Raw genomic sequence first — 24,052 nt, 5'->3', positions numbered from 1 at the left:
CCATGCAGATCGAAACACCCCCCAGCGAGAAACCGTACGAAAAACCCGAGGGCGAACGCCGCGGCCTCGTCATCGTCAACACCGGCGACGGCAAGGGCAAGAGCACGGCCGCCTTCGGCCTTGCGCTGCGCGCGCATGGTCGAGGCAAGGCCGTGAAGATCTACCAGTTCATGAAGGTGCCGACCGCGCGCTTCGGCGAGCACCGCATGTTCGAGCAGATCGGCATTCCGATCGAAGGGCTCGGCGACGGCTTCAGCTGGAAGAGCCAGGACCTCGAACGCTCGGGCCAGCTCGCGCGCGACGGCTGGGAGAAGGCCAAGGCGGCGATCCTGTCGGGCGAATTCTTCCTCGTGGTGCTCGACGAGATCACATACCCGCTGATCTACGGCTGGCTGCCGCTCGAAGGCGTGCTCGAAACGCTGCGCGCGCGGCCCAAGCATGTGCATGTGGTGCTCACCGGCCGGCGCTGCCCGCCCGAGATCATCGAGCTGGCCGACACCGTGACCGAGATGACGCTGGTCAAGCACGCCTTCAAGGCCGGCATTCCGGCGCAGCGCGGCATCGAGGATTGAGCGCCATGGCGCAAGCGTTCGAGGCCGGCGAGGCGAGGGCGGTGTACCGCGCCATCCACGAGCGGCGCGACATGCGCCATTTCGCGGGTGGCGAGGTTGCGCCGGAAGTGCTGCGCCGGCTGCTCGATGCGGCCCACCACGCGCCCAGCGTCGGCTTCATGCAGCCGTGGCGCTTCATCCGCATTCGCGGCGAGGCGTTGCGGCAGCGGCTGCACCGCGTCGTCGAGAACGAGCGCGTGCTCACGGCCCGCGCGCTCGGCGAACGCGAGGACGAGTTCATGCGCCTGAAGGTGCAGGGCCTGCTCGACGCCGCCGAGCTGCTGGCGGTGACGCTGGCCGACGGCCGCGAGAAGCACGTGTTCGGTCGCCGAACCCTGCCGCAGATGGATCTGGCCTCGGCCTCCTGCGCCATCCAGAACCTCTGGCTCGCGGCGCGTGCCGAGGGGCTGGGCATGGGCTGGGTGTCGCTCTTCGATCCGGCCGAGGTGTCGGCGCTGCTCGGCCTGCCCGAGGGCGCCGAGCCCATCGCCTTGCTGTGCCTGGGGCCCGTGCACGGCTTCTATGAAGAGCCGATGCTGCAGCGCGAACGCTGGGCGAAGCGCGAGCCGCTCGCGTCGCTGGTGTTCGACGAGGGCTGGGGCCGGCCTTCGGATCTTTTCGATCAACCGTCCTCCGTGGAGCCGACCTGATGCTGGCCTTCGACACCGTTCTCTTCGAGCTGGCGCGCCTGTTCCTCTGGCCGGTGACGCTGGGCGTGCTTCTGTCCTTCGTCTATGCCGTGTACTGCCTCGGCGCGTTCGGGGTCGAGTACTGGCAGCGCCGCCGCGACCCCCTGCGCGCGCTGGTGCTGCAGCCCCACGCGCAGGCCAGCCAGGAGCAGATGGAGCTGGTCGTGCTCAAGCAGCTGGAAGGCGTGCGCCTGTGCAGCCGCGTGGCACCGATGCTGGGGCTGATCGCCACCATGATCCCGATGGGGCCCGCGCTGGTGGCCGTGGCCTCGGGCGAATCGCAGGGCGTGGCGCAGAGCCTGGCTCCCGCGTTCGCGAGCGTGATCGTGGCGCTGGCATCGGCCTCGATCACCTTCGTTGTCTACACCGTGCGCCGCCGCTGGCTGATGCGCGAGCTGGTGACGGTGCTCGACGCGCGGGACCGGCTGTCATGAGCGCCGCGCCGGGCCGCCCCAATCAAGCTCGCTCCCGCCCGGCGGGAAGGCGCGCAGCGCCAAGGGTGCACCGATGAGCCGTCGCCAGTTCTCGATATTGAGCAGCCTGGACAGCGACGACGACGACCCGGTGCTCTCGACCATCAACCTGATCGACGTGTTCATGGTGGTGATCGGCATGCTGATGATCGCGGTCATCAACAACCCGATGAACCCCTTCGCGCAGGACAAGGTGACGATCATCCGCAACGAGGGCCAGCCGAACATGGAGATCGTCACGCGCGAGGGCCGCAAGATCACGCGCTTCAAGGCCAGCGGTGCGACCGGGCAGGGTGACGGCGAGAAGGCCGGTACCGCCTGGCGGCTGAAGGACGGCACGATGGTCTATGTGCCGGCGGATGCAGTGCCCGCGCAGGACGGGAAGTGACGCGGGTCTTTCTTTTCTGGTTCCTGGCGGTGGTGCTCGGGTTCGTGGCGCCAGCGCGGGCCCAGCCTGCAGGTGAGCGAGTTGTCGTCTTGAGCACGTCGCTGGTGTCGCCGGCGCGGGTGGTGCGGCTGCAGTCCGCTGCGCGCGAGGCCGGGTTGCCGCTGCAGGTGGTGTCGGCGTCGCAGGATTCGCCGGAGACGCTGGCCGCCGCGCTCGAAGGCGCACGGCTGCTCGTCATCGACGCACCGCACATCAGCGTCGCGCAGGCGGCAGCTGCGCGCTTCGGCGACACGATCTCGCGCGGCGCAACGCCATATGTGCTGATCGGCGAGTTCGCGCTGGTGGCCAAGGGGCAGGCTTCCGTTGCCGCGCCGCTCGCGGCCGAGCGCGGCGTCGATGCCGCGTGGGCGCAGCGGCTGCGCGAATACTGGCGCTTCTCCGGGCCAGCCAACCTCGGCGCGGCGATGAAGGCCCTGTCGCAGCCCGGCAGGCTGGACGGCCTGCCCGATCCCGTGCCGCAGCCGCTGGCCGGCCTTTATCACCCGGGCTGGCCTCGCATCGAGACGGACATCTCCGCCGTCGAGCGATTGCCCGGCAGCGGCGGCACCGTCGCCATTGCCATCAACAGCGCCACCGTGACAAGCGACGACACCGGCTGGCTCGACGCGCTGATCGCCTCGCTGGAACAGCGTGGCCTGCGCGCCTACGCGTTCTACGGCCCGCGCCAGCAGAAGGACCTGTTCTTCCGCATGACGCATGCCGGCGAGCGGCGCGTGGCCGATGCGATCGTCAATGCCTCGCTGGTCTTCAGCCCGAACGAGCGCAAGGCAGAGCTCGAGCGCATCGGCGTGTCGGTGCTGCAGACATTGCCCTCGCTGGCCATGGATGCCACGCAATGGGCGCAGAGCAGGGACGGCCTCGCGCAGACCGACATCGCCGCCTACTACAGCCCGAGCGAGCTGGCCGGCATGACCGATCCGATGCTCGTGAGCGCCCGCGACGCCGCCACGGGCACGCTGCAGCCGTTGCCCGCGCAGATCGACGCGGTGGCCGGCAAGGCGGCCGCGCTGTTGCGGCTTCAGCGCACGCCGTCCGCCGAGCGCCGCGTGGCGATGCTGGTCTACAACTACCCGCCGGGCGAAGCCAACTTCGGCGCCTCGTTCCTCAATGTGCCGCGCAGCGTGAACAACATGCTCGCCGCGATGAAGTCGGCCGGCTACCGCACCGAACTGCCGGGCGCCGACGCGCTCATCGCGCAGGTGCAGGCGACGATGCGCGCCTACTACCCGACGGGGCATGGCGACGAATTGCAGCCGCTGCTCGACAAGGGACTGGCCGATGCGATGCCGCTGCCGCGCTACCTCGCGTGGTTCCGGTCGCTGCCGGTGGAAACGCAGCGCCGGATCGAAAACTATTGGGGTGCACCCGAGAAATCGACCATGCTGCGCCCCGTCGCGGGCGAGCCGGCCTTCGTGATTCCACGTGTGCAGTTCGGCAACGTCGTCGTGCTGCGCCAGCCGCCGCGCTTCGAGCCCGGCACGCAGGTGGCGGGCAAGGCCGAGCAGGTGTATCACCGCTCTTCAATTCCGTTGAGCCATGGCTACCTCGCCACCTACCTCTGGCTGCGCACGCAGTTCGGCGCCAGCGCGGTGGTGCACGTGGGCACGCACGGCACCGTCGAATGGTCGGCGGGCAAGGAGCGCGGGCTGTCGGTGCAGGACGACCCGCTGCTCGCGCTGGGCGACCTGCCCAACGTGTACCCGTACATCATGGACAACCTCGGCGAGGCCACCACCGCCAAGCGCCGCGGCCGCGCGACCATGGTGAGCCATTCGACGCCGATGTTCGCGCCCGCGGGCTTTCGCCCCGGCGTGCAGGAAACGCACGAGCGCATGCACGATTGGGAGACGCTGTCGCCCGGACCCGTGAAGACAGCGCTGGAGAAACAGCTGACAGCAGAGTTCGTTGGGCAGCACTACGACCGTGACCTCGGCTGGACGCCCGCGCGCATCCGCTCGGACTTCGCGGGCTTCATCGCCGTGCTGCACCCGTATCTCGACGAACTCGCGCAGACCGCGCAGCCGCTGGGCCTTGCGACCTTCGGGCAGGCGCCCGATGCGCAGCGGCGGCGCATGACGATCCTGCAGATCCTGGGCAAGCCGCTGGTCGAAGCGCTTGGCGAAGACATCGACGAGGCCTTCCTGATCGACGCGAAGAACGTCGCCGGCTCGCGGCCGGCGCGCTGGGTCGAGCTTGCGCTGAGCGATGCGCAAGCTGCCGCGGCGATGGGCAAAACCGCTGCCGACGCGCAGAGCCTGCGCGAGCTGGCGCAGCGCGCGCAGAAGCTCGACGCCGTGCTCGCGCACAACGAGGAAATCGAAGGCCTGCTGACCGCTCTCGACGGCCGCTACCTGAAGTCCAGCTACGGTGGCGACCCGGTGCGCAATCCCGATAGCCTGCCCACCGGCCGTAACCTCTATGGCTTCGACCCGAGCCGCGTGCCCACGCGCGCGGCCTGGGACACAGGCGTCGCCGCAATGGATGCCTGGATCGCCGAACACGCGAAGTCCCATGCGGGCAAGGCGCCGCAAAAGATCGCCTTCACGCTCTGGGCCGGCGAGGCCTCGCGCCACCAGGGCGTGCTCGAAAGCCAGGCTTTCTACGCCATGGGCGTGAAGCCGCGCTGGGACGAGGGTGGGCGCATGGCCGGCATCGAGATCATTCCGGGCTCGATGCTGAAGCGGCCGCGCATGGATGTGCTGGTCAGCGTCACCGGCTCCTACCGCGACCAGTTCCCCGCCGTGATGCGCTGGCTCGACGAGGCGGTGCAGCAGGTGGCGGCCCTGCGCGAGCCCGGCAATGCGGTCGCGCAGCACAGCGACGCGATGGCGCGCAGGCTGCGTGCGGAAGGCGCGTCGGAGCAGGAGGCCCGGCGCTGGTCGACGGCGCGCGTGTTCTCGAACGAGCAGGGCAGCTACGGCGCGGGGCTGGAAGAAGCGGCGCTCGCCAGCGATGTGTGGAAGAGCCAGCAACGCGGCGGCGGCGATGCGCAGATGGCGCAGCTCTACATGGACCGCATGGGCCACGCCTACGGCAAGGGCCTCGACGGCACGGCCCGGCCGGGCGCCTACGCGGGCAATCTCATGCAGGTCGATGCGGCGCTGATGGCGCGCAGCTCCAACCTGTACGGCGTGCTGACCAACGACGACCCGTTCCAGTATCTCGGCGGCATCTCGCAGGCCGTGCGGCAGCTCACCGGAAAGGACCCGGCGCTGTACGTGCAGAACCTGCGCGACGGTAGCGCGGTGCGCACCGATACCGCGGCTGGCGCCATCGCGCGCGAGATGCAGACCCGCTACCTGCATCCGCAGTGGATCGAGGCGCAGAAGGCCGAGGGCTACAGCGGCACGCTGCAGGTGTTGAAGACCGCGCAGTTCCTCTGGGGCTGGCAGGTCACGGCGCCGGCCACCGTGCGGCAGGACCAGTGGCAATCGCTGCACGACGTCTACGTGCGCGACGGGTACCGGCTGGGCACGCGCGAATGGCTGGAGGGCGACAACCGCGCGGCCTTTGCGCAGACGCTGGAGCGCATGCTCGACGCGGTGCGCCTGAACTACTGGAAGCCCGATGCCGCCACGAGGCGCGAACTGGCGAAGGCTTATGCGGAGGCTGTGCGCGCGACCGGGCTGCGCGAGCGCAATGCGGGCGTGCAGCGGTTCGCCCAGGCGGAGCTGGTGCCGCATGCGCCTTCGCCCAGATCGATGCCGGCGGCGACTCCCGTGATTGTGCAGCCGCCTGTGCCCGCTCCGGCCGAAGCCCCGGCGGCGGAGCCTGCATCGGACGATTCCCAACCCGTCAGGGGCTTGAAGCTCGAGCCGACGCCGGCCGAGGTGCCATCGCCCAAGGCCGAGACAGTCGTCCTCCGGCTCTGGGTGGCTCTGGGCGCCGCGTTGCTCGTTGCGCTCGGTGCGCTGATGCAGTGGCGCCGGGGCAGGGCGCACGCCTGATTCGCGAGGCGAGAATGGCGGATTCCATGCCTCACCAGATCCCCGAATACGCCCTCGCTGTCGCCGCCGCGCTGTGGATCGCGCTGGCCATCGACCGCTGGCTGGGCGAGTCGCCCGCGCCGCTGCATCCGGTCGTGTGGATGGGGCGCTACCTCGGTATGGGTTCGCGCATTGCGCCGCCGGCGTACCCGGCGAAGCGGGTGGATCTGCCGATGTTCTTCATCGGTGCGTTGCTGTGGTGCGTGGGGGCGGCATGCGTCTGGGGCATCGCCATGGCCTTGCAGACGCTCGTCACGCTGTCGCTGCCCGCGTGGGCGGTCGCGCTGTTGCTGGGCCTCCTGCTCAAGCCGCTCTTTGCCTGGCGCATGCTGCGCGACGAAGTGCTCGCGGTCGAATCCGCGCTGGCGGTTTCGCTCGATGCCGGTCGCAAGCAACTGGCGCGATTGGTGAGCCGCGATGTCTCACAGCTCAGCGAGCGCGAGGTGCGCGAAAGCGCCATCGAATCGCTCGCGGAAAACCTCAACGACTCGCTGGTCGCCCCGGTTTTCTGGTTCGTGCTGCTCGGTTTGCCGGGTGCGGCGCTCTACCGTTTCGCCAACACCGCCGATGCGATGTGGGGCTACCGCGGCGAGCGCAATGGCCGTGACTGGACCTGGCTCGGCAAATGGGCTGCGCGCGCGGACGACGTGCTCTCGTGGATTCCTGCGCGCATCACCGTGCTGCTGCTTGCGCTGGCTGCGTGGCGCTGGCCCGCTGGGCTGCCTGAAGAGGCGCGCCGCACACCGTCGCCCAACAGCGGCTGGCCGATGGCGACCATGGCGCTGCTACTGGGCGTGCGGCTGGCGAAGCCGGGTGTCTATGCACTGAACGCGGAGGGGCGAGCGCCTTCCACGTCCGACATGCAACGCACCGCGCAATTGGGCGGACGGGCCGCCCTGGCCCTGGGTGTGTTCGCGTCGCTGGCCATCGTGGCGACCACCGGCTGGAGATGGGCATGAGCACGGTCCTGCACGGCGGTCCCGACGCGATAGGCGTGGCGCCGCATGACTTCTCGACCAATGGCAACGCGGTAGGTTCGTGCCCGGCAGTGCTGTTCGCGCTGCGCGCTGCCGATGCCGCGCACTATCCGGACCCGCACTACACGGCGCTGCGAGGCCGTCTGGCGGCCTTTCATGGCGTGACGGCCGATCGCATCGTGATCGCGGCGAGTGCGAGCGAGTTCATTCATCGCATCAGCGCGGTTGTCGCGCAGGGCGGGGGCAAGCAAGTCTGGTTGCCGGCGCACAGCTACGGCGACTATGAGCGTTCCGCCCGAGCCTGGGGCTTGCAGGTGGTACGCGCGCCGCAGCCACATGCCGATGCCGCGCTGCGCTGGTGTTGCGAACCGTCGAGCCCGATGGGGCAGCCGCAAGCCGATCTGCCGGTGCAGGCTGCGAGCACCCATGGGGCTTGCGTGCTCGACATGGCCTACGAACCGCTGCGGCTCGAAGGCCGGCCATCGCTCGATGCCGTACAGCGCAACCGCATCTGGCAGCTGTGGACGCCGAACAAGGCAATGGGCCTGACCGGTATCCGCGCCGCTTACGCGATCGCCCCCGAGGACGTCGATGCGCTTTTCATTCAGCGCGTCGAAGAACTGGCTCCGTCATGGCCGCTGGGTACGCACGGTGTCGCGATGCTGGAAGCCTGGACCGGCGACGAGGCGCAACGCTGGCTCGCGCAAAGCCTCCAGACCCTGAAGGACTGGAAAGCCCGGCAACGCGCGCTGTGCGAATCGCTGGGCTGGCAATGCCTTCCGGGCGACGCCAACTTCTTCTGCGCACGCACCGACCGGCCGTATCCCGGCGTGGCCGCCGCGCTGCGCGCCGCTGGCATCAAGCTGCGCGACTGCGCTTCTTTCGGCCTGCCGGGTCATGTGCGCTTGGGAGTGCAGCCCCCCGCCAGCCAGCAGGCTTTGAAGGACGCCTGGACAAGCGTGCCCTGAACACATACACCCACGACAACCACAAGAAGAACATGCTCTACGCCATCACCACGCTCTTTCTCTGCCAGCTTGCCGGCGAACTGCTCGTGCAGTGGCTGGGCCTGCCCATTCCCGGACCGCTGATCGGCATGGTGCTGCTGTTCATCGGCCTGCTGGTTCGCGGCAGCGTGCCGCAGGTGCTGACCGACACCTCGGGGCATCTGCTGCGCAACCTGATGCTGCTGTTCATCCCGGCCGTGACCGGCGTCATGCTGCATTTCGAGCGGGTCGGGCGCGAGTGGCTGCCATTTCTCGCGGCCGGCATCGTGGGCGCGGCCTTCACCATGACGGTCACGGCGCTCACATTCCGCTGGATGATCCGCATCACCGGCAAGGACGCCCAGTGAGCGCGCCCGCCAAGCTCTTCGAGATCTGGGTGTTCCTGGCCCAGTCGCCGCTGCTGTGGCTGTCGCTCACGTTGCTGGCTTACCTGGGCGCGCTGTGGCTGCATGCGCGCAGCGGGCGCAATCCGGTGGTCAACCCGGTGCTGGTGTCGGTGATCGTCATCGTCTCGGTGCTGCTGCTCACGCGCACGCCCTACGACACGTACTTCGAGGGCGCGAAGTTCGTGCATTTCCTGATCGGCCCCGCCACCGTGGCGCTGGCCGTGCCGCTGTACGGGCAGATCGACCGGCTGCGGCGGCTGTGGCTGCCCATCGGCGTGGCACTGCTGGTGGGGTCGGTGGCGGCCATCGTGTCGGCCGTCGGCATCGCTTGGGTGCTGGGCGGCTCGCACGAGCTGATGATGTCGCTCGCACCCAAGTCGGCCACCATGCCCATCGCGATGGGCGTGGCCGAGAAGATCGGCGGGCTGCCTTCGCTGGCGGCGGTGGCTGCGGCCATTGCCGGCATCTCGGGCGCGATCATGGCCACCGGGCTGCTGAACCTGCTGCGCATCCGGGAGCCGGCGGTGCGCGGCTTCGCGGTCGGCATGGCCGCCCACGGCATCGGCACGGCGCGGGCCATCCAGGTGAACGAGACGGCGGGCGCCTTCTCGGCGCTCGCCATGGGGCTGAACGGCATCGCCACGGCGTTGCTGGTGCCGCTGATCGTCAGGTTGATGGGAGCCTAGGCAGGATGGCGAAGCCCGTACCAGGGGCGTATCCGATGGAACTGGTCTGGCCTGCGAGGGCCTACCTGGCCAGCTACGTGTCGGCGCTGAACCGCGGCTGGGCGCGCGACGAGACGCGGCCGGAGTCGGGTGCCGAGGAGCGCGCTGCCATCAAGGCCGACCCCGACCGCTTTCTTGCCAGCCTCGTGGACCGCGAAGCCAGGGGAGGGCGCATCCGCATGCCCGACGGCTCCAAGGTACGGCGCCTGCCGGGCTACAAGTGCTGGATGTGGGACGGCGAGTTCTGCGGCAGCATCGACCTGCGCTGGCAGCCGGGCACAGACGCCTTGCCGCTCTACTGCCTGGGCCACATCGGCTACAACGTCGTGCCCTGGAAGCAGCGCAAAGGCTACGCGACGCGCGCGCTGGGCTCGATGCTGAAGCTGGCCGCGGGCGAGGGCCTGGGCCGCGTCGAGATCACCACTAGCCCGGGCAACCTCGCGTCGCAGAAGGTGATCGAGGCCAACGGCGGCGTGCTGATCGAGACCTTCATCACGCTGCCGAGCCAGGGCAGCCTGACCAAGTTGCGATATCGCATCGATCTTTGAACATCGGAAAAAGGAATCCCATGGCCCAGTACACAGCAGAAATCCTCTGGCTCCGGGGCGAGCAGGACTTTCTCGCAAACACCTACAGCAGGCGGCATTCGCTGCGCTTCGACGGCGGAGCGGAGGTTGCAGGCTCGTCGTCGCCGCACGTGGTGCCGCTGCCGATGTCGGATGCCTCGGCGGTCGATCCCGAGGAGATGTTCGTGGCCTCGCTGTCGAACTGCCACATGCTGTGGTTCCTCACGATGGCGGTGAAGCGCAAGTTCGTCGTCGACCGGTATTTCGACGCGGCCACCGGCGTGATGGAGAAGAACGCGGAAGGCAAGATGGCGATGACCGTCGTCACGCTGCGGCCGGAGGTCGTCTTCTCCGGCGACAACCTGCCGACGCGCGAGCAGATCGTGCAGATGCATCACCGGGCGCACGAAGAGTGCTTCATCGCGAACTCGGTGAAGACCGAGGTGCGCTGCGAGCCGGTGTTCTGACGGCGTCAGCCGACCAGCGAGCGGCTTTTCATTTCGAGCCGCGTGATCAGGCGTTGCAGCGCGCTTTCGGCGCCCGGCGGCAGCGCCAGGAAACGGAAGCCCAGCTGGTGCTGCAGCGCACCGTTCGGCAGCGTGGTGGAGCGGCTGGACACGAGTTCCATGTCGAGCGCGAGCCGGCCGAGCGTGCCGAGCGACAGTTCGCAGTCACGGAGGTATGAGCCGATCGGCAATGCGGCTGCGCGTTCGTCCCGGGTGCGAAGGCCGACGCCGCCGAGCGACAGGTCCTGCACTTCGAAGGAGAACGCGTCGCCCTTGGGCAGGCTGCCCGTGCATGTGTACGAATCGGCGATCGGCGCATCGACGCGGAAATACTCCCGGCGCTGCATGTAGAAGAGCGTTTCGGGGAAGTCGGCCTCGAAGGCCGGCAGGCCCTCGTAGCGCGTCTCGCGCGGCGTGGCGATGGAGAACTCGATGCGCACGCCGTCCTGCTGGGCCTCGAAATGACAGCGCGGCGCCGCCAGCAGACCCCGGTTCTGCTCGGGCGATGCACCCCAGTCGAAGGTGAAGACGCGGGCGCGCGTGTCCACGTCGAGGAGCTGCGTCACGAGGTGGCCGCCCGCGTACTGGACGGTGAGGTTGTCGCGGCGACTGGCGAGGTTGCGCAGGTGAACGCCGATCTCCACCGGCGTGCGGCGGCCGAATTCGCTCGTGCCCTCGTCTGGCGGGGCGTGCGGCTGATCGAGCGCTTCGGTCTCGCCGTTCGACTGGTCTGTATCCATGAGCTTGCCGGTATGTATGTTCTTGCGGGCGCGTGCCAGGGGCTCTCCCGGGCCTTCGGGCGGCCTCCGTCGAGGCCGCGGTACGCGCGTTCAACCGGAAATCCGGGCGGCTTTCCGGTGTCGGGCCGATCTTATTAACGGCACCAACCGGCCAGAATTTAGGGCGCCGGCGTGAATCGTGTGTTGCAGGTGCTGCGCAATCAGCGCCGCTGGAGCCTCGGATTCTTCGCGAAGAGTTCGGCCGCCCAGTCCACGAAGGCGCGCACCTTGGCGCTCAGGTGGCGGTTGGGCGGGTACACCACGTGGATCGGCAGCGGTTCGCGGTTCCAGTCCGGCAGCAGCTGGATCAGCTCGCCACTCTCGATCAGCGGCTCGGCCATGAAGGTGATGCACTGCGAGATGCCGAAGCCGCCCAGCACCGCCGTGATGTGGGCGTTACTCTCGTTCACCGCCACGCGGTAGGGGCCGTTCAGCTCGATCTGCTCGTCGCCCTTCCTGAACTCGTGCGGGTATACGCGCCGCGTGGTGCCCGAGAAGTAGCTCACCACGTGGTGGCGCTTCTCGATGTCGTTCGGGTGCTGCGGCACGCCGTAGCGCTTTACATAGGCCGGTGACGCCACGGTGACGAAGTCGAGCGTGCCGATGCGGCGCGCCACCAGCGATTGGTCGTTGAGCTCGCCCGCGCGGATCACGCAGTCGACGTTGTCGCTGATGAGGTCGACGGTGCGGTCGCTCACGCCCAGGTCGACCTGGATGTCGGGGTAGCGGTCGCAGAAGCTGGCCAGCGCGGGCAGGATGATCAGCCGCGCCACCGAAGTGCCGACGTCGATGCGCAGCCGACCCGTGGGGTTGGACTGCGCATTCGTCATGCTGGCTTCCATATCGTCGAAGTCGTTGAGCAGGCGCGCGGCCCGCTCGAAGTAGGCCGCGCCGTCGGGCGTGACCGTGACGCGCCGCGTGGTGCGGTTGAGCAGCTTCACGCGCAGGCGCGACTCGAGCGCCTGGATCTGCTTGGTGACGGTGCCCTTGGGCAGGGCGAGCGAGTCAGCCGCCCGGGTGAAAGTGCCGGCTTCCACGACGCGGACGAAGATCCGCATGGCCTGGATCTGATCCATTGAATGCCTGTTCTTGGTACCCGGCCCACACCGGGGGACGCGGATTCTCACACAAGCCGCCCGACCTTTGCGGAGCGCCCGGATTGTTGTCGGTTTGGAAACAGAGTGGGGGCATGTTTCCTGTTTAACGCTGCATCGGGCGACTTATATTTCAACCATCGCCCAAATCCCCGAGGTCGCCCATGTCACCCGTTCCATCGTCCCGTTCTGCCGAAGCTGCTGCCCGCGCTGCGGCGCAAGGCGTGGAAGCCGATCTGTCGATCGAGCTGCCCGGCCGCGAACCGGTCGGTGCCCGTGTGTACGGACAGCGCGCCAAGGGTGACGTGGCACCGCTGGTGCTGCATTTCCATGGCGGCACCTTCGTCTGCGGCGGCCTCGACAACGGCCGCAACGTGGCGCGGCTGCTGGCCGGGGCGGGTGCGGTGGTGGTGTCGCTGGCCTACCCGCTGGCACCGCAGTCGCCGTTCCCCGAGCCCATCGAGGTGGGCTATGCCGCACTTGAATGGCTCTACAAGCAGCGCACCAAGCTCGGCGGCAAGGGCGCGCAGGTGTACCTGGCCGGCGAGGAAGCCGGTGGCAACCTGGCGGCCGCGGTGGCGTTGATTGCCCGCGACCGGGCGCATCCGCCGCTCGCAGGCCAGATCCTGCTGTCGCCCATGCTCGACCCGTGCGCCGGCACCGCCTCGCTGCGCAATGCCACCAACGACGCGGCCGAATGCCGCTGGGCCAGCGGCTGGGAGAAGTACCTGAGCTGCCCCTCGAACGCCATGCACCCCTATGCGGTGCCGAGCGGCTCGCTGCGGTTGTCATCGCTGGCCCCCGCACTGGTGCTGGTGGGCGCGGACGACGCCATGCGCGACGAGGCGCTGACCTTCGCGGGCCGCCTGCGTGCAGCCGGCATCGAGGTCACGAGCAGCGTTCTGCCGAGCGCGTCGAACTGGCCGAAGGCGCTGTACGACACCGAGAACACGGGCTGCGTGGCCTGCGAAGCATCGGTGCAGCAGCACTTTCGCGAATTCTTCAGCGCGACCACGCCGCCACCCGTGACGGCGAACCACCCCAGCTAGTTTCCCGCCGGTCACCGGCTGCCTGATCGACACGCTGCCAGCGCGGCAGCGTGCCGGGGCCTCTTTTTCCCTGAAATCCGCCTCCTGGTGCCAAAAGCGCCGGGGTGGCCTGTTGCATCCCAAAGTCATCGAGAAGGACTCATCATCATGTCGAACAACGAGAAAAAGCTGTCTTCCGCCGCCCGCAAGGGCCTCTGGCCCGCCGTGACCGGCCTCACCGCATTGCTGGCAGTGGCTGCCGCGGTGGTGGGCATGTACAGCTTCAAGGCCGAGGCCAACAACGCTCCGGCGGCGCCCCAGGCCACGCCGGTGTCGGTCGCCACGGTGGCGTCGAGCGAGATCAACGCCTGGGACGAGTTCTCGGGCCGCCTCGAAGCCGTCCAGCGCGTCGACGTGCGCTCCCGCGTCGCGGGCGCAGTGCAGTCAGTGCACTTCCGTGAAGGCGCTCTGGTGAAGCAGGGCGACCTGCTGGTCACCATCGACCCCGCGCCGTACGCGGCCGAGGTCGAGCGCGCCGAGGCGCAGGTGGCTTCCGCGCAGGCCCGCCAGTCGTTCAGCCGCAGCGAGCAGGAGCGCGCCAAGCGCCTGTGGGACGACAAGGCCATCGCCCAGCGCGAGTACGACGAGCGTGTGAACGCCGGTCGCGAAGCCGAAGCCAACCTGCGTGCGGCGCAAGCCTCGCTGCAGTCGGCGCGACTGAACCTGGGCTACACCCAGGTTCGCGCCCCGGTGTCGGGCCGCATCGGCCGCATCGAGGTGACGGTGGGCAACCTGGTGGCGGCCGGTCCGGGCGCCCCGGTGCTGACCACGCTGGTGTCGGTGAGCCCGATCTACGCGAGCTTCGACGCTGACGAGCAAGTCATCACGCGGGCCCTGAAAGACCTGCCGAGCGGCTCCAGCGCCCGCGGCCAGATCGAGAGCATTCCCGTGCAGATGGGCACCGCCGGCCTCGACGGCACGCCCTTCACCGGCAAGCTGCAGCTGATCGACAACCAGGTCGACGCCCGCAGCGGCACGGTGCGCGTGCGTGCCTCGTTCGACAACAAGGACGGCGCGCTCATCCCCGGCCAGTTCGCCCGCATCCGCATGGGCCAGGCCCGCAACGACACCGCGCTGCTGGTGAGCGAACGCGCCATCGGCACCGACCAGAACAAGAAGTTCGTGATGGTCGTGGGTGAGGACAGCAAGGCTGTCTACCGCGAAGTGACGCTGGGCGCCTCGATCAACGGCCTGCGTGTCGTGAGCAAGGGCCTGAAGGCGGGCGACCGCGTGATCGTCAACGGCCTGCAGCACATCCGCCCGGGTGCGCTGGTGGCGCCGCAGCAAGTGACGATGGACGCCAAGGCGGACCCCAAGCAACAACAACCGGAACGCGTGGCCGAGGCTGCGAAATCTTGAACCACCCCCAGGCTTGCTCACTTCGTGTAGCCGCCAACCCCCTCGCGGGGGCAACACCAGCGGCCCGGCAGAGCCGGTTCCGCGGTGTTCCTGATCCTGATATGGGAGCCACCTGGATGCCGCATGCATTGCATGCGGCGTGGACCGCGCACGACGCGGTGGAGTAAACGAACATGAATCTCTCAAAATTCTTCATCGACAGGCCGATCTTTGCGGGCGTGCTGTCGCTACTGATGCTGATAGCGGGCCTGATCGCCTTGCGCGGCCTGCCGATCTCGGAGTACCCGGAAGTCGCGCCGCCCTCGGTGGTGGTGCGCGCCCAGTACCCCGGCGCCAACCCGAAGGTGATCGCCGAAACCGTTGCCACTCCGCTCGAGGAGCAGATCAACGGCGTCGAAGGCATGCTCTACATGGGCAGCCAGGCGACCACCGACGGCGTGCTGACGCTCACCGTCACCTTCCGCCTGGGCACCGATCCCGACAAGGCACAGCAGCTCGTGCAGAACCGCGTCTCGCAAGCCGAGCCGCGCCTGCCCGAGGAAGTGCGCCGGCTCGGCATCACGACCGTCAAGAGCGCGCCCGACCTGACGATGGTGGTTCACCTCGTCTCGCCGAACAATCGCTACGACATCAACTACCTGCGCAACTACGCAGTGCTGAACGTGAAGGACCCGCTGGCGCGCATCGAAGGCGTGGGCCAGGTCCAGATCTTCGGCGGCGGCGACTACTCCATGCGCGTGTGGCTCGACCCGCAGAAGGTCGCGCAGCGCGGCCTCTCGGCTTCCGACGTGGTGGCCGCCATCCGCGGCCAGAACGTGCAGGCCGCGGCCGGCGTGGTCGGCGCTTCGCCTGGCCTGTCGGGCGTGGACATGCAGCTGTCGATCAATGCGCAGGGCCGCCTGCAGAGCGAGGAAGAGTTCGGCGACATCATCGTCAAGAGCGGCACCGACGGCGCCGTCACGCGTCTTCGCGACATCGGCCGCCTCGAGATGGGCGCCGCCGACTACTCGCTGCGTTCGCTGCTGAACAACGACCCGGCCGTCGGCATGGGCGTGTTCCAGGCACCGGGCTCCAACGCGCTCGACATCTCGGCCAATGTGCGCAAGACGATGGCCGAGCTCAACAAGAACATGCCCGAGGGCCTGGAATACCGCATCGCCTACGACCCGACGCAGTTCGTGCGCGCGTCCATCGAATCGGTGATCCACACGCTGCTCGAAGCCATCATGCTGGTGGTGCTGGTCGTGATCCTGTTCCTGCAGACCTGGCGCGCTTCCATCATCCCGCTGCTGGCCGTGCCGGTGTCGGTGATCGGTACCTTCGCGGTGCTGCACATCCTCGGTTTCTCGATCAACGCGCTGAGCCTGTTCGGCCTGGTGCTGGCCATCGGTATCGTGGTGGACGACGCCATCGTGGTGGTGGAGAACGTCGAGCGCAACATCGAGGCGGGGCTCACGCCGCGTGAAGCGACCTATCGCGCAATGCGTGAAGTGTCGGGCCCGATCATCGCCATCGCGCTGGTGCTGGTGGCCGTGTTCGTGCCGCTGGCCTTCATCAGCGGCCTCACGGGCCAGTTCTATCGCCAGTTCGCGGTGACCATCGCGATCTCGACGGTGATCTCGGCGATCAACTCGCTGACGCTGTCGCCTGCGCTCGCCGCCTTGCTGCTGCGCGGCCACGACGCTCCCAAGGACGCGCTGACGCGCGGCATGGACCGCGTCTTCGGCTGGCTGTTCCGCGGCTTCAACCGCTTCTTCCATCGCGGCTCCGAGGCCTACAGCGGCGGCGTCAAGCGCGTGATCTCGCGCAAGGCCCTGATGCTGGCCATCTACCTCGCGCTGATCGGTGTGACCTTCGGCCTCTTCAAGGCGGTGCCCAGCGGCTTCGTGCCGGCGCAGGACAAGCAGTACCTGATCGGTTTTGCGCAATTGCCCGACGGCGCTACGCTCGACCGCACCGACGAAGTGATCCAGCGCATGGGCGAGATCATGAAGAAGAACCCGAACGTGGAAGACGCCATCGCCTTCCCGGGCCTGTCGATCAACGGCTTCACCAACAGCTCGAACTCGGGCATCGTGTTCGCCACGCTCAAGCCCTTCGACCAGCGCAAGCGCCCCGACCAGAGCGGCGGCGCGGTGGCCGGCCAGCTCAACGGTGCCTTCGCCGGCATCCAGGACGCCTTCATCGTGATGTTCCCGCCGCCGCCGGTGGCGGGCCTGGGCACCACGGGCGGCTTCAAGCTGCAGCTGGAAGACCGCGCCTCGGTGGGCTACGACCAGATGGACGCGGCAGTGAAGGCCTTCATGGCCAAGGCCTACCAGGCGCCCGAGCTGGCCGGCATGTTCACGAGCTGGCAGGTCAACGTGCCGCAGCTGTATGCCGACATCGACCGCACCAAGGCGCGCCAGCTCGGCGTGCCGGTGACGGACATCTTCGACACCATGCAGATCTACCTCGGCAGCCTGTATGCGAACGACTTCAACAAGTTCGGCCGCACGTACTCCGTGCGCGTCCAGGCCGATGCGCCTTACCGCGCCCGTGCCGAAGACGTGGGCCTGCTGAAGGTGCGCTCGACCTCGGGCGAGATGGTGCCGCTGGCCGCGCTGATGAAGGTGAATTCGACCTTCGGTCCGGAACGCGCCATGCGCTACAACGGCTACCTCGCCGCCGACATCAACGGTGGTCCGGCGCCGGGCTACTCGTCGGGCCAGGCGCAGGACGCGATCACGAAGATCGCTGCCGAGACGCTGCCCAAGGGCGTGAGCTTCGAGTGGACCGAGCTGACCTACCAGGAGATCCTGGCTGGCAACTCCGCCTTCCTGGTGTTCCCGCTGGCCATTCTTCTGGTGTTCCTGGTGCTGGCCGCGCAGTACGAAAGCCTGACGCTGCCGATCGCGATCATCCTGATCGTGCCGATGGGCATCCTGGCCGCGATGACCGGCGTGTGGATCTCCGGAGGCGACAACAACGTCTTCACGCAGATCGGGCTGATAGTGCTTGTCGGGTTGAGTGCGAAGAACGCGATTCTTATCGTGGAGTTTGCGCGGGAGCTCGAATTCGCCGGCCGCACACCCGTGCAGGCCGCCATCGAAGCCAGCCGCCTGCGCCTGCGCCCGATTCTCATGACCTCGCTGGCCTTCGTGATGGGCGTGCTGCCCCTCGTGCTGTCCACCGGCGCGGGCTCTGAAATGCGCAAGGCCATGGGCGTGGCGGTGTTCGCCGGGATGATCGGCGTGACGGCCTTCGGCCTGTTCCTGACGCCGGTGTTCTATGTGCTGCTGCGCCGCCTCGCGGGCAACCGTCCGCTCAAGCTGCATGGCGAAGTGCCGCATGGCGACGACTTCGTCTCGGCCGACCATCCCGTGACGCCGGCATCGCACGGCGGCTCGGGCGGTGGCGGACTGCATCCGGTGCCTGCGTCGCCGCGCCCCTCGCACGGTTCGCATGACTGATCGGGAAGAACAAAGAAAGCTGATCATGAAATTCTCAGTACAACCCTTGGTGAGGCCTCTTCGTACCGCCTTGCTGCCGCTGATGGCTGCCCTGGTGCTCGCCGGCTGTGCCACCGTGCCCTCGGGCCTGCCCGAGATCACGACCACGGCCCAGTTCAAGGAGCAGGGGCCCACGCCGCCCGCCGGCTTCACGCGTGCTGTGCCTTCCGAGGCGCAATCGCGCGGTGCATGGTGGCTGGCGTTCAACGACACGACGTTGAATGCGCTGGTCGAGAAGGCCGACGTCAACAACGGCAACATCCAGGCCGCTGCCGCGCGGCTGGCCGAGGCCCGCGCGCTGGCGCGCAGCGCCAACGCCGACCGCCTGCCGCAGATCGGCCTGAGCGGCGGTGCCAACCGCGGCGCCGGCCTGGACAAGGCCACGGCCAGCACGCGCCCGGCCACGATGACCAACATCGGCGCCACCTTCTCGTACGAGGTTGACCTGTTCGGCCGCCTCTCGGGCGCCAGCAACGCGGCGAATCTCGATGCCGCCGGCCGCGAGGCCCTGCTGCAGAGCACCCGGCTCGCGGTGCAGGCCGAGACGGCTCAGACCTACCTGCAGCTGCGCGCGCTCGACGCCGAGCGCGTGCTGGTGCGCGAACAGGTCGAGGCCTACCGCGACACGCTGCGCCTGTCGCAGCGCCGCGAGCAGGCCGGCGACATCGCCGAGCTCGACGTGGCGCGCGTGCAGACCGAGGTGTCGTCCACCGAGTCGGACGCGCTCGCGCTAGACCGCCAGCGTGCCCAGGTCGAGCACGCGCTCGCGGTGCTGGTGGGCGATTCGGCTTCCAGCTTCGGCTTGCGCAGCGATGACTGGTCGACGGCGCTGCCGTCGATTCCTGCCGGCCTGCCGGCCACGGTGCTGACGCGCCGGCCCGACGTGTCGGCCGCGCAGAGCGCCGTGCTGGCCGCACAGGCCCGCGTGGGCGTGGCGCAGGCCGCGTGGTTCCCGAACATCTCGCTGACCGGCGCCGCCGGCTATGCCTCGCCCGAGATCGGCGACCTCTTCAAGTGGTCGGCACGCTCGTGGGGCGTGGGCGCGCTGCTGTCGCTGCCGATCTTCGACGGCGGCCGCCGCGAGGCCGGCGTGCAGGGCGCCAATGCCCAGCTCGACGGTGCGCTCGCGAGCTACCGCACGCAGGTGCTGGTGGCCTTCCAGGAGGTCGAGGACCAGCTGGCAGCCATCCGCACGCTGCAGGAACAGTCGGTGGTGCAGGCGCAGGCCGTGACCTCGGCGGCGCGTGCGACCAGCCTGTCGGACACCCGCTACCGCAACGGCTACATCAGCCAGCTCGACCTGCTCGACGCGCGCCGCAGCGAACTGCGCAACCGTCGCCAGGCGCTGCAGGTGAAGTCGGCGCAGTACCAGGCGGCCGTGGGCCTGATCCGCGCCATCGGCGGGGGCTGGGACGTGCCGGCGCCCGTGGCGGCGGCCGGCGGCGCGAAGACCACCGTGGCCGTGCGCTGAATCGGGGGCCGAGGCGCGATCGGCCTTGTAGAAATTGACAGCCTGAACGCCGCAAGGCGGTCTTGCGCCGTCGTGGGCTCAGCCGGCATTGCCGGCGAGGTTCGCGGCGGCGCTTATTTTTTGCAGCTCCAGCGCGCCCATGGCCATGGCGTTGGAATAGCTGGTCTGCGGGCTGGCCGCGGTCCGGTAGATCCGGTAGTCGAGGGTCTCGGTGCTTGCGTCGCCGTGGTGGGCCTCGAGCAGGGTCCAGAAGAACTGGCCGGGCTCGTGCTCCTCGACGGTCAGCGCCAAATCGTTCAAGGCTGGCATGGGTTCCCTGGGTGCGATGCGAACGTGCTGTCGCGGGTGTACGCAGGAAATCCGCAACCGGATTCACCGGGGTGCATTTGCCGCGCCACACCGTGAAAGATGTCGCAATTAGCGGGTTCCAGCCGACCCTTTGGGGGCGCTCGCGGCGCTCAACGACAATCCGCCGATGAGTTCAAAGGCGAATAGCGGGCCGGCGCGGTGCGTCATGGTCCTGGGCACGACCAGCGGCGCCGGCAAGAGCTGGCTGGCCACGGCGCTGTGCCGCTGGTATGCGCGCCGGGGCCTGAAAGTGGCGCCCTTCAAGGCGCAGAACATGAGCAACAACGCCCGCGTGGTCGATGGCGGCGAGATCGGCAGCGCCCAGTATTTCCAGGCCCTGGCCGCCAATGCGCTGCCCGACGTGCGCATGAATCCGCTGCTGCTCAAGCCCGAGCGCGACACCCACAGCCAGGTGGTGCTGATGGGGCAGGTGAACGAGGAGCTCTCGGCCTTGCCCTGGCGCGGCCGCAGCGAGCGCGTGTGGCCCGAGATCTCGGGGGCGCTCGACGAGTTGCGCGCCGAAAACGACGTGGTCGTGATCGAGGGCGCCGGTTCGCCGGCCGAGATCAACCTGATGGCCAGCGACATCGTCAACATGCGCATCGCCCGCCACGCGCAGGCGCGCTGCCTGCTGGCGACCGACATCGACCGCGGCGGCGCTTTCGCCCACCTGTACGGCACCTGGGCGCTGCTGCCCGAGGCCGACCGCGCGCTGCTGCGCGGCTTCGTGCTCAACAAGTTCCGCGGCGATGCCTCGCTGCTCGCGCCGGCGCCCCAGCAATTGCAGGAGCTGACCGGCGTGCCCACCGTTGCCACGCTGCCCATGTGGTGGCAGCACGGCCTGCCCGAGGAGGACGGCGTGTTCGACGACCGCAGCCGCGCGAGCGGCACGGTCACGCGAACCGTGGCGGTGGTCGCATACCCGCGCATCAGCAATCTCGACGAATTCCAGGCGCTGAAGAATGTGCCCGGCGTGCGCCTCGTCTGGGCGCGCACGCCGGCCGACGTGGCCGGGGCCGACTGGATCGTGCTGCCCGGCTCCAAGCACACCAGCGGCGACCTGGCCTGGCTGCGCGCGCAGGGGCTGGACCGCGCCGTGGCCGCGCATGCCGAACGCGGCGGGGTGGTGCTGGGCATCTGCGGCGGCCTGCAGATGCTGGGCGAGGCGCTGGTCGATCCGCACGGCATCGACGGCAACGCGCCGGGACTCGGCCTGCTGCCGCTGGTGACGGTGTTCGAGCGCGAGAAGACGGTGCGGCATCGCGTCGCGCGCTTCGGCGAGCTGACCGGTGCCTGGGCGGCGCTGTCCGATGTGCCGGTCGCCGGCTACGAAATCCATCACGGCCAGACCGCAGAGCACCCGCAGATGGCGCAGGACGGCCAGGCGGTGATGCCCGACGGGCTGGCCTGGCAGAGCGCGCGCGGCAACGTGCTCGGCATCTACCTTCACGGCCTGTTCGAGGACCCTGGCGCGCTGCATGCGTTGTTCGGCGCCTCGGCGCCCACCCTCGAGGCCACCTTCGACGGCCTGGCCGACTTCATCGACACCCACTTCGACGCCGGCGTGCTCGCCGGACTGATTGCATGACCGAACTCATTCCCGCCATTCCGGACATCGGCGACGCCGCGCTGGCCGCCCGCCTGCAGGCCGTGCTGGACAACAAGACCAAGCCGCTCGGCGCGCTGGGCCGGCTGGAGGCGCTGGCCTTGCGCATCGGCTGCATCCTCGGCACCGAAAGCCCCGTGCTCGAGGCTCCGCAGATGCTGGTCTGCGCCGGCGACCACGGGTTGGCGGCGCGCGGCGTCTCGGCCTACCCGAGCGAGGTGACCTGGCAGATGGTCGAGAACTTCCTCGCCGGCGGAGCGGCCGTGAGCGTGCTCGCGCGGCAGCACGGGCTTGCGCTCACCGTGGTCGACTGCGGCGTGCGGCAAGACTTCCAGCCCCGCCCGGGGCTGGTGTCGCGCCGGATCGCCGCGGGCACTGCCGACGCTTCCCTGGAGCCGGCCATGACCGCCGCGCAATGCGCCCAGGCGATCGCCAACGGGCGCGAAGTCGTGAAGGTGCTGCCGGGCAATGCGCTGCTGCTCGGCGAGATGGGCATCGGCAACAGTTCGTCCGCCGCGCTGCTGCTGTCGCGGCTGGGCGGGCTGGACATCGACGCCTGCATCGGCATCGGCACCGGCCTCGACGGGGCAGGGCTGGCGCGCAAGCGCGAAGTGCTGCGTCAGGTGCTGGCGCTGCACGCCGACGCGGCGGCACCGCTCGATGCCTTGGCGGCCTTCGGCGGTTTCGAGCTGGCAACGCTGGTCGGCGCCGTGCTGCAGGCGGCTGCCGAGCGCAGGGTGATCGTGGTCGACGGCTACATCGCCAGCGCGGCGGTGCTGGTGGCGCAGGCGCTGCAGCCCCACGTGGTGCAGCGCTGCGTGGCGGCGCACCGCTCGGCCGAGCCGGGGCATGCGCTGCTGCTGGAGCGGCTGGGGCTGGAGCCGCTGCTGCTGCTCGACCTGCGGCTGGGCGAGGGCTCGGGAGGCGCGCTGGCCTGGCCGCTGCTCGAATCCGCCTGCCGCATCCTGCGCGAGATGGCGAGCTTCGAATCGGCCGGCGTGTCGCGCAAGGACGCATGAGCGTCGCGCCGGGCCGCCCCAAGCAAGCTCGCACCGCAGTGCGAAGCACGAAGGTACTTCAATGAACAGCATCCGCCATTTCCTGCTCGCGCTGCAGTTCTTCACCCGGGTGCCGGTGACGGGGCGGCTGGCCGCATGGGTCGGCTACAGCCCGCAGATGCTGCGCGCGAGCGCGGCGCACCTGCCCGGCATCGGCTGGCTGGTAGGCGGGGTGGCGGCGCTGGTGTTCGCGGGCGTGGCCGTTGGGTTGTCCGGCGTCGGTGGCGCGCTGGCGGCGGCCGTGCTGAGCACCGTCGCCACCGTGATGCTCACCGGCGCATTCCATGAGGACGGGCTGGCCGACGTGGCCGACGGCCTCGGTGGCTCGGCCAACCGGGAGCGGGCGCTGGAGATCATGAAGGACTCGCGCATCGGCGCCTTCGGCACCGTCGCGCTTGTATTGGCGCTGGGCCTGAAGTTCGCGCTGCTCGCGTTGCTGGCCGGGCGCGGCCTGGCGGCTGTGGCCATTGCCATCGTGGGCGCGCACGTGCTGTCGCGGCTGATGCCGCTCTTCCTGATCCGCTGGCTGCCCTATGTGGGCGACAGTGGTGCGAGCAAGGCCAAGCCGCTGGCTGATGCGATCAGCCGGGGAGCGCTGGCGATCGCCGTGGTGTGGACTGTTCCGGCGGTGGCGCTGCTGCTGTGCGCGCATGACGCGGTGCATGTCGTGGCCGCCGTTCTCGCGGCCGTTCTTGCCGCGGGCTGGATGGCGCGTCTCTTCCTGCGCAGGCTGCAAGGCTTCACCGGCGACGGCTTGGGCGCGACCCAGCAGGTCTGCGAACTCGCGATCTACCTCGCGCTGGCCTGGAGCGCATGACCACCCTCTGGCTCCAGCGCCACGCCCCGGTAGTGGCCGAACCCGGCCTCTGCTACGGGGCGACGGACCTCGAAGCCCATGCGGACGCCACGCTGGCCGCCGCCGAACGGATCGCGCCGCTGCTGCCGGCCGGCATCGCGCTGCGCAGCTCTCCTCTGAGGCGCTGCGCCGCGTTGGCGGAAGCCATCGCCGCACTGCGCCCGGACCTGCCTGTGCAACACGACGCCCGGCTGGCCGAGATGGATTTCGGCGCCTGGGAGGGCCGGCCCTGGGCCGACATTCCCCGCGAGGACTTCGACGCCTGGACCGCCGATTTCGCGGACCTGCGGGCCGGCGTGCACGGCGAGAGCGTGCGCGCCTTCATGTTGCGGGTTGCACAGGCGCACGACGAATGGCTGGCGCAGGAGCGCGACGTGCTCTGGGTCACGCATGCCGGCGTATTGCGCGCGGTGACCTTGCTGCAGCGCGGCATCCGTTGCCCGGCCACTGCGGGCGACTGGCCTTCCGGCGAGATGCCATTCGGCGGTTGGCTGGTTTTCGACAATCCATCGCTCACCTGACATGGGC

At 69.1% G+C, this 24,052-nt stretch carries 22 protein-coding genes; 19 read left to right on the top strand and 3 right to left on the bottom strand.

The genetic code is table 11. The features are described 5' to 3' along the window. Positions 1 to 2 precede the first annotated feature (2 nt). The 11 genes from cobO to EJO71_RS24905 all read left to right on the top strand — a co-directional run bounded on the left by cobO (position 3) and on the right by EJO71_RS24905 (position 10,335). On the top strand, positions 3 to 572 hold the full coding sequence (gene cobO / locus EJO71_RS24955; protein ID WP_093056498.1) for a cob(I)yrinic acid a,c-diamide adenosyltransferase: 570 nt from the start codon (positions 3 to 5) through the stop codon (positions 570 to 572). A 5-nt stretch (positions 573 to 577) separates the two neighbouring features. Beyond that, positions 578 to 1,261 (top strand): 5,6-dimethylbenzimidazole synthase, encoded by a 684-nt coding sequence (gene bluB / locus EJO71_RS24950; protein WP_125951454.1) that lies wholly within the window; start codon positions 578 to 580, stop codon positions 1,259 to 1,261. Next, positions 1,261 to 1,734 (top strand): MotA/TolQ/ExbB proton channel family protein, encoded by a 474-nt coding sequence (locus tag EJO71_RS24945; RefSeq protein WP_125951455.1) that lies wholly within the window; start codon positions 1,261 to 1,263, stop codon positions 1,732 to 1,734. Before bluB ends, EJO71_RS24945 begins: the two co-directional genes overlap by 1 nt. Before the next feature lie 73 nt (positions 1,735 to 1,807). Further along, the gene (locus EJO71_RS24940; RefSeq protein WP_125951456.1) at positions 1,808 to 2,161 is read left to right on the top strand and encodes a DUF2149 domain-containing protein; all 354 of its coding nucleotides are present in this window, start codon (positions 1,808 to 1,810) and stop codon (positions 2,159 to 2,161) included. Beyond that, positions 2,158 to 6,168 carry a cobaltochelatase subunit CobN gene (gene cobN / locus EJO71_RS24935; protein ID WP_125951457.1) on the top strand — a complete coding sequence of 1,337 codons (4,011 nt, stop codon included), beginning with the start codon at positions 2,158 to 2,160 and terminating at the stop codon, positions 6,166 to 6,168. Before EJO71_RS24940 ends, cobN begins: the two co-directional genes overlap by 4 nt. 26 nt (positions 6,169 to 6,194) lie before the next feature. After that, on the top strand, positions 6,195 to 7,166 hold the full coding sequence (gene cbiB, locus EJO71_RS24930; RefSeq protein ID WP_125951458.1) for an adenosylcobinamide-phosphate synthase CbiB: 972 nt from the start codon (positions 6,195 to 6,197) through the stop codon (positions 7,164 to 7,166). Further along, a complete protein-coding gene (locus EJO71_RS24925; RefSeq protein ID WP_125951459.1) occupies positions 7,163 to 8,152 on the top strand; it encodes an aminotransferase class I/II-fold pyridoxal phosphate-dependent enzyme in 990 nt (329 codons plus the stop codon). The genes cbiB and EJO71_RS24925 overlap by 4 nt, the downstream gene beginning before the upstream one ends. Before the next feature lie 32 nt (positions 8,153 to 8,184). Beyond that, positions 8,185 to 8,538 carry a CidA/LrgA family protein gene (locus EJO71_RS24920; RefSeq protein WP_125951460.1) on the top strand — a complete coding sequence of 118 codons (354 nt, stop codon included), beginning with the start codon at positions 8,185 to 8,187 and terminating at the stop codon, positions 8,536 to 8,538. Beyond that, on the top strand, positions 8,535 to 9,263 hold the full coding sequence (locus EJO71_RS24915) for an LrgB family protein (protein WP_125951461.1): 729 nt from the start codon (positions 8,535 to 8,537) through the stop codon (positions 9,261 to 9,263). The genes EJO71_RS24920 and EJO71_RS24915 overlap by 4 nt, the downstream gene beginning before the upstream one ends. Positions 9,264 to 9,298: 35 nt before the next feature. Continuing rightward, a complete protein-coding gene (locus EJO71_RS24910) occupies positions 9,299 to 9,850 on the top strand; it encodes a GNAT family N-acetyltransferase (protein ID WP_125951462.1) in 552 nt (183 codons plus the stop codon). Between the two features lie 20 nt (positions 9,851 to 9,870). Continuing rightward, positions 9,871 to 10,335 (top strand): OsmC family protein, encoded by a 465-nt coding sequence (locus EJO71_RS24905; RefSeq protein ID WP_125951463.1) that lies wholly within the window; start codon positions 9,871 to 9,873, stop codon positions 10,333 to 10,335. 5 nt (positions 10,336 to 10,340) lie between these two features. Here EJO71_RS24905 and EJO71_RS24900 read toward each other — a convergent pair whose 3' ends face one another. Then, positions 10,341 to 11,114 carry a flagellar brake protein gene (locus EJO71_RS24900; RefSeq protein WP_125951464.1) on the bottom strand — a complete coding sequence of 258 codons (774 nt, stop codon included), beginning with the start codon at positions 11,112 to 11,114 and terminating at the stop codon, positions 10,341 to 10,343. A gap of 200 nt (positions 11,115 to 11,314) precedes the next feature. Beyond that, a complete protein-coding gene (locus tag EJO71_RS24895; RefSeq protein ID WP_125951465.1) occupies positions 11,315 to 12,229 on the bottom strand; it encodes a LysR family transcriptional regulator in 915 nt (304 codons plus the stop codon). A gap of 182 nt (positions 12,230 to 12,411) precedes the next feature. Here EJO71_RS24895 and EJO71_RS24890 point away from each other — a divergent pair, with 182 nt between their 5' ends. The 4 genes from EJO71_RS24890 to EJO71_RS24875 all read left to right on the top strand — a co-directional run bounded on the left by EJO71_RS24890 (position 12,412) and on the right by EJO71_RS24875 (position 19,656). Then, a complete protein-coding gene (locus tag EJO71_RS24890; protein WP_125951466.1) occupies positions 12,412 to 13,296 on the top strand; it encodes an alpha/beta hydrolase in 885 nt (294 codons plus the stop codon). A gap of 147 nt (positions 13,297 to 13,443) precedes the next feature. Beyond that, positions 13,444 to 14,694, top strand: coding sequence for an efflux RND transporter periplasmic adaptor subunit (locus EJO71_RS24885; RefSeq protein WP_125951467.1), 1,251 nt, complete (start codon positions 13,444 to 13,446; stop codon positions 14,692 to 14,694). A gap of 173 nt (positions 14,695 to 14,867) precedes the next feature. Beyond that, a complete protein-coding gene (locus EJO71_RS24880; RefSeq protein WP_125951468.1) occupies positions 14,868 to 18,146 on the top strand; it encodes an efflux RND transporter permease subunit in 3,279 nt (1,092 codons plus the stop codon). A 25-nt stretch (positions 18,147 to 18,171) separates the two neighbouring features. Next, on the top strand, positions 18,172 to 19,656 hold the full coding sequence (locus EJO71_RS24875; protein WP_125951469.1) for an efflux transporter outer membrane subunit: 1,485 nt from the start codon (positions 18,172 to 18,174) through the stop codon (positions 19,654 to 19,656). A gap of 78 nt (positions 19,657 to 19,734) precedes the next feature. Here EJO71_RS24875 and EJO71_RS24870 read toward each other — a convergent pair whose 3' ends face one another. Further along, on the bottom strand, positions 19,735 to 19,965 hold the full coding sequence (locus tag EJO71_RS24870; RefSeq protein WP_125951470.1) for a hypothetical protein: 231 nt from the start codon (positions 19,963 to 19,965) through the stop codon (positions 19,735 to 19,737). A 166-nt stretch (positions 19,966 to 20,131) separates the two neighbouring features. Between EJO71_RS24870 and EJO71_RS24865 the strand changes: the two genes are divergently transcribed. The 4 genes from EJO71_RS24865 (at position 20,132) to EJO71_RS24850 (ending at position 24,045) form a co-directional block, all read left to right on the top strand. Further along, positions 20,132 to 21,592, top strand: coding sequence for a cobyric acid synthase (locus EJO71_RS24865; RefSeq protein ID WP_125951471.1), 1,461 nt, complete (start codon positions 20,132 to 20,134; stop codon positions 21,590 to 21,592). Beyond that, entirely contained in the window at positions 21,589 to 22,629 is a 1,041-nt protein-coding gene (cobT, locus tag EJO71_RS24860; RefSeq protein ID WP_125951472.1) for a nicotinate-nucleotide--dimethylbenzimidazole phosphoribosyltransferase, read from the top strand. The genes EJO71_RS24865 and cobT overlap by 4 nt, the downstream gene beginning before the upstream one ends. A gap of 61 nt (positions 22,630 to 22,690) precedes the next feature. Next, positions 22,691 to 23,485 (top strand): adenosylcobinamide-GDP ribazoletransferase, encoded by a 795-nt coding sequence (locus EJO71_RS24855; protein ID WP_125951473.1) that lies wholly within the window; start codon positions 22,691 to 22,693, stop codon positions 23,483 to 23,485. Continuing rightward, the gene (locus EJO71_RS24850; RefSeq protein WP_125951474.1) at positions 23,482 to 24,045 is read left to right on the top strand and encodes a histidine phosphatase family protein; all 564 of its coding nucleotides are present in this window, start codon (positions 23,482 to 23,484) and stop codon (positions 24,043 to 24,045) included. The genes EJO71_RS24855 and EJO71_RS24850 overlap by 4 nt, the downstream gene beginning before the upstream one ends. The last annotated feature ends 7 nt before the right edge of the window (positions 24,046 to 24,052 follow it).

The organism is Variovorax sp. 679 (assembly GCF_003952185.1).
Lineage (GTDB): Bacteria > Pseudomonadota > Gammaproteobacteria > Burkholderiales > Burkholderiaceae_C > Variovorax.
This window is presented reverse-complemented; position numbering and strand designations above follow the sequence as displayed.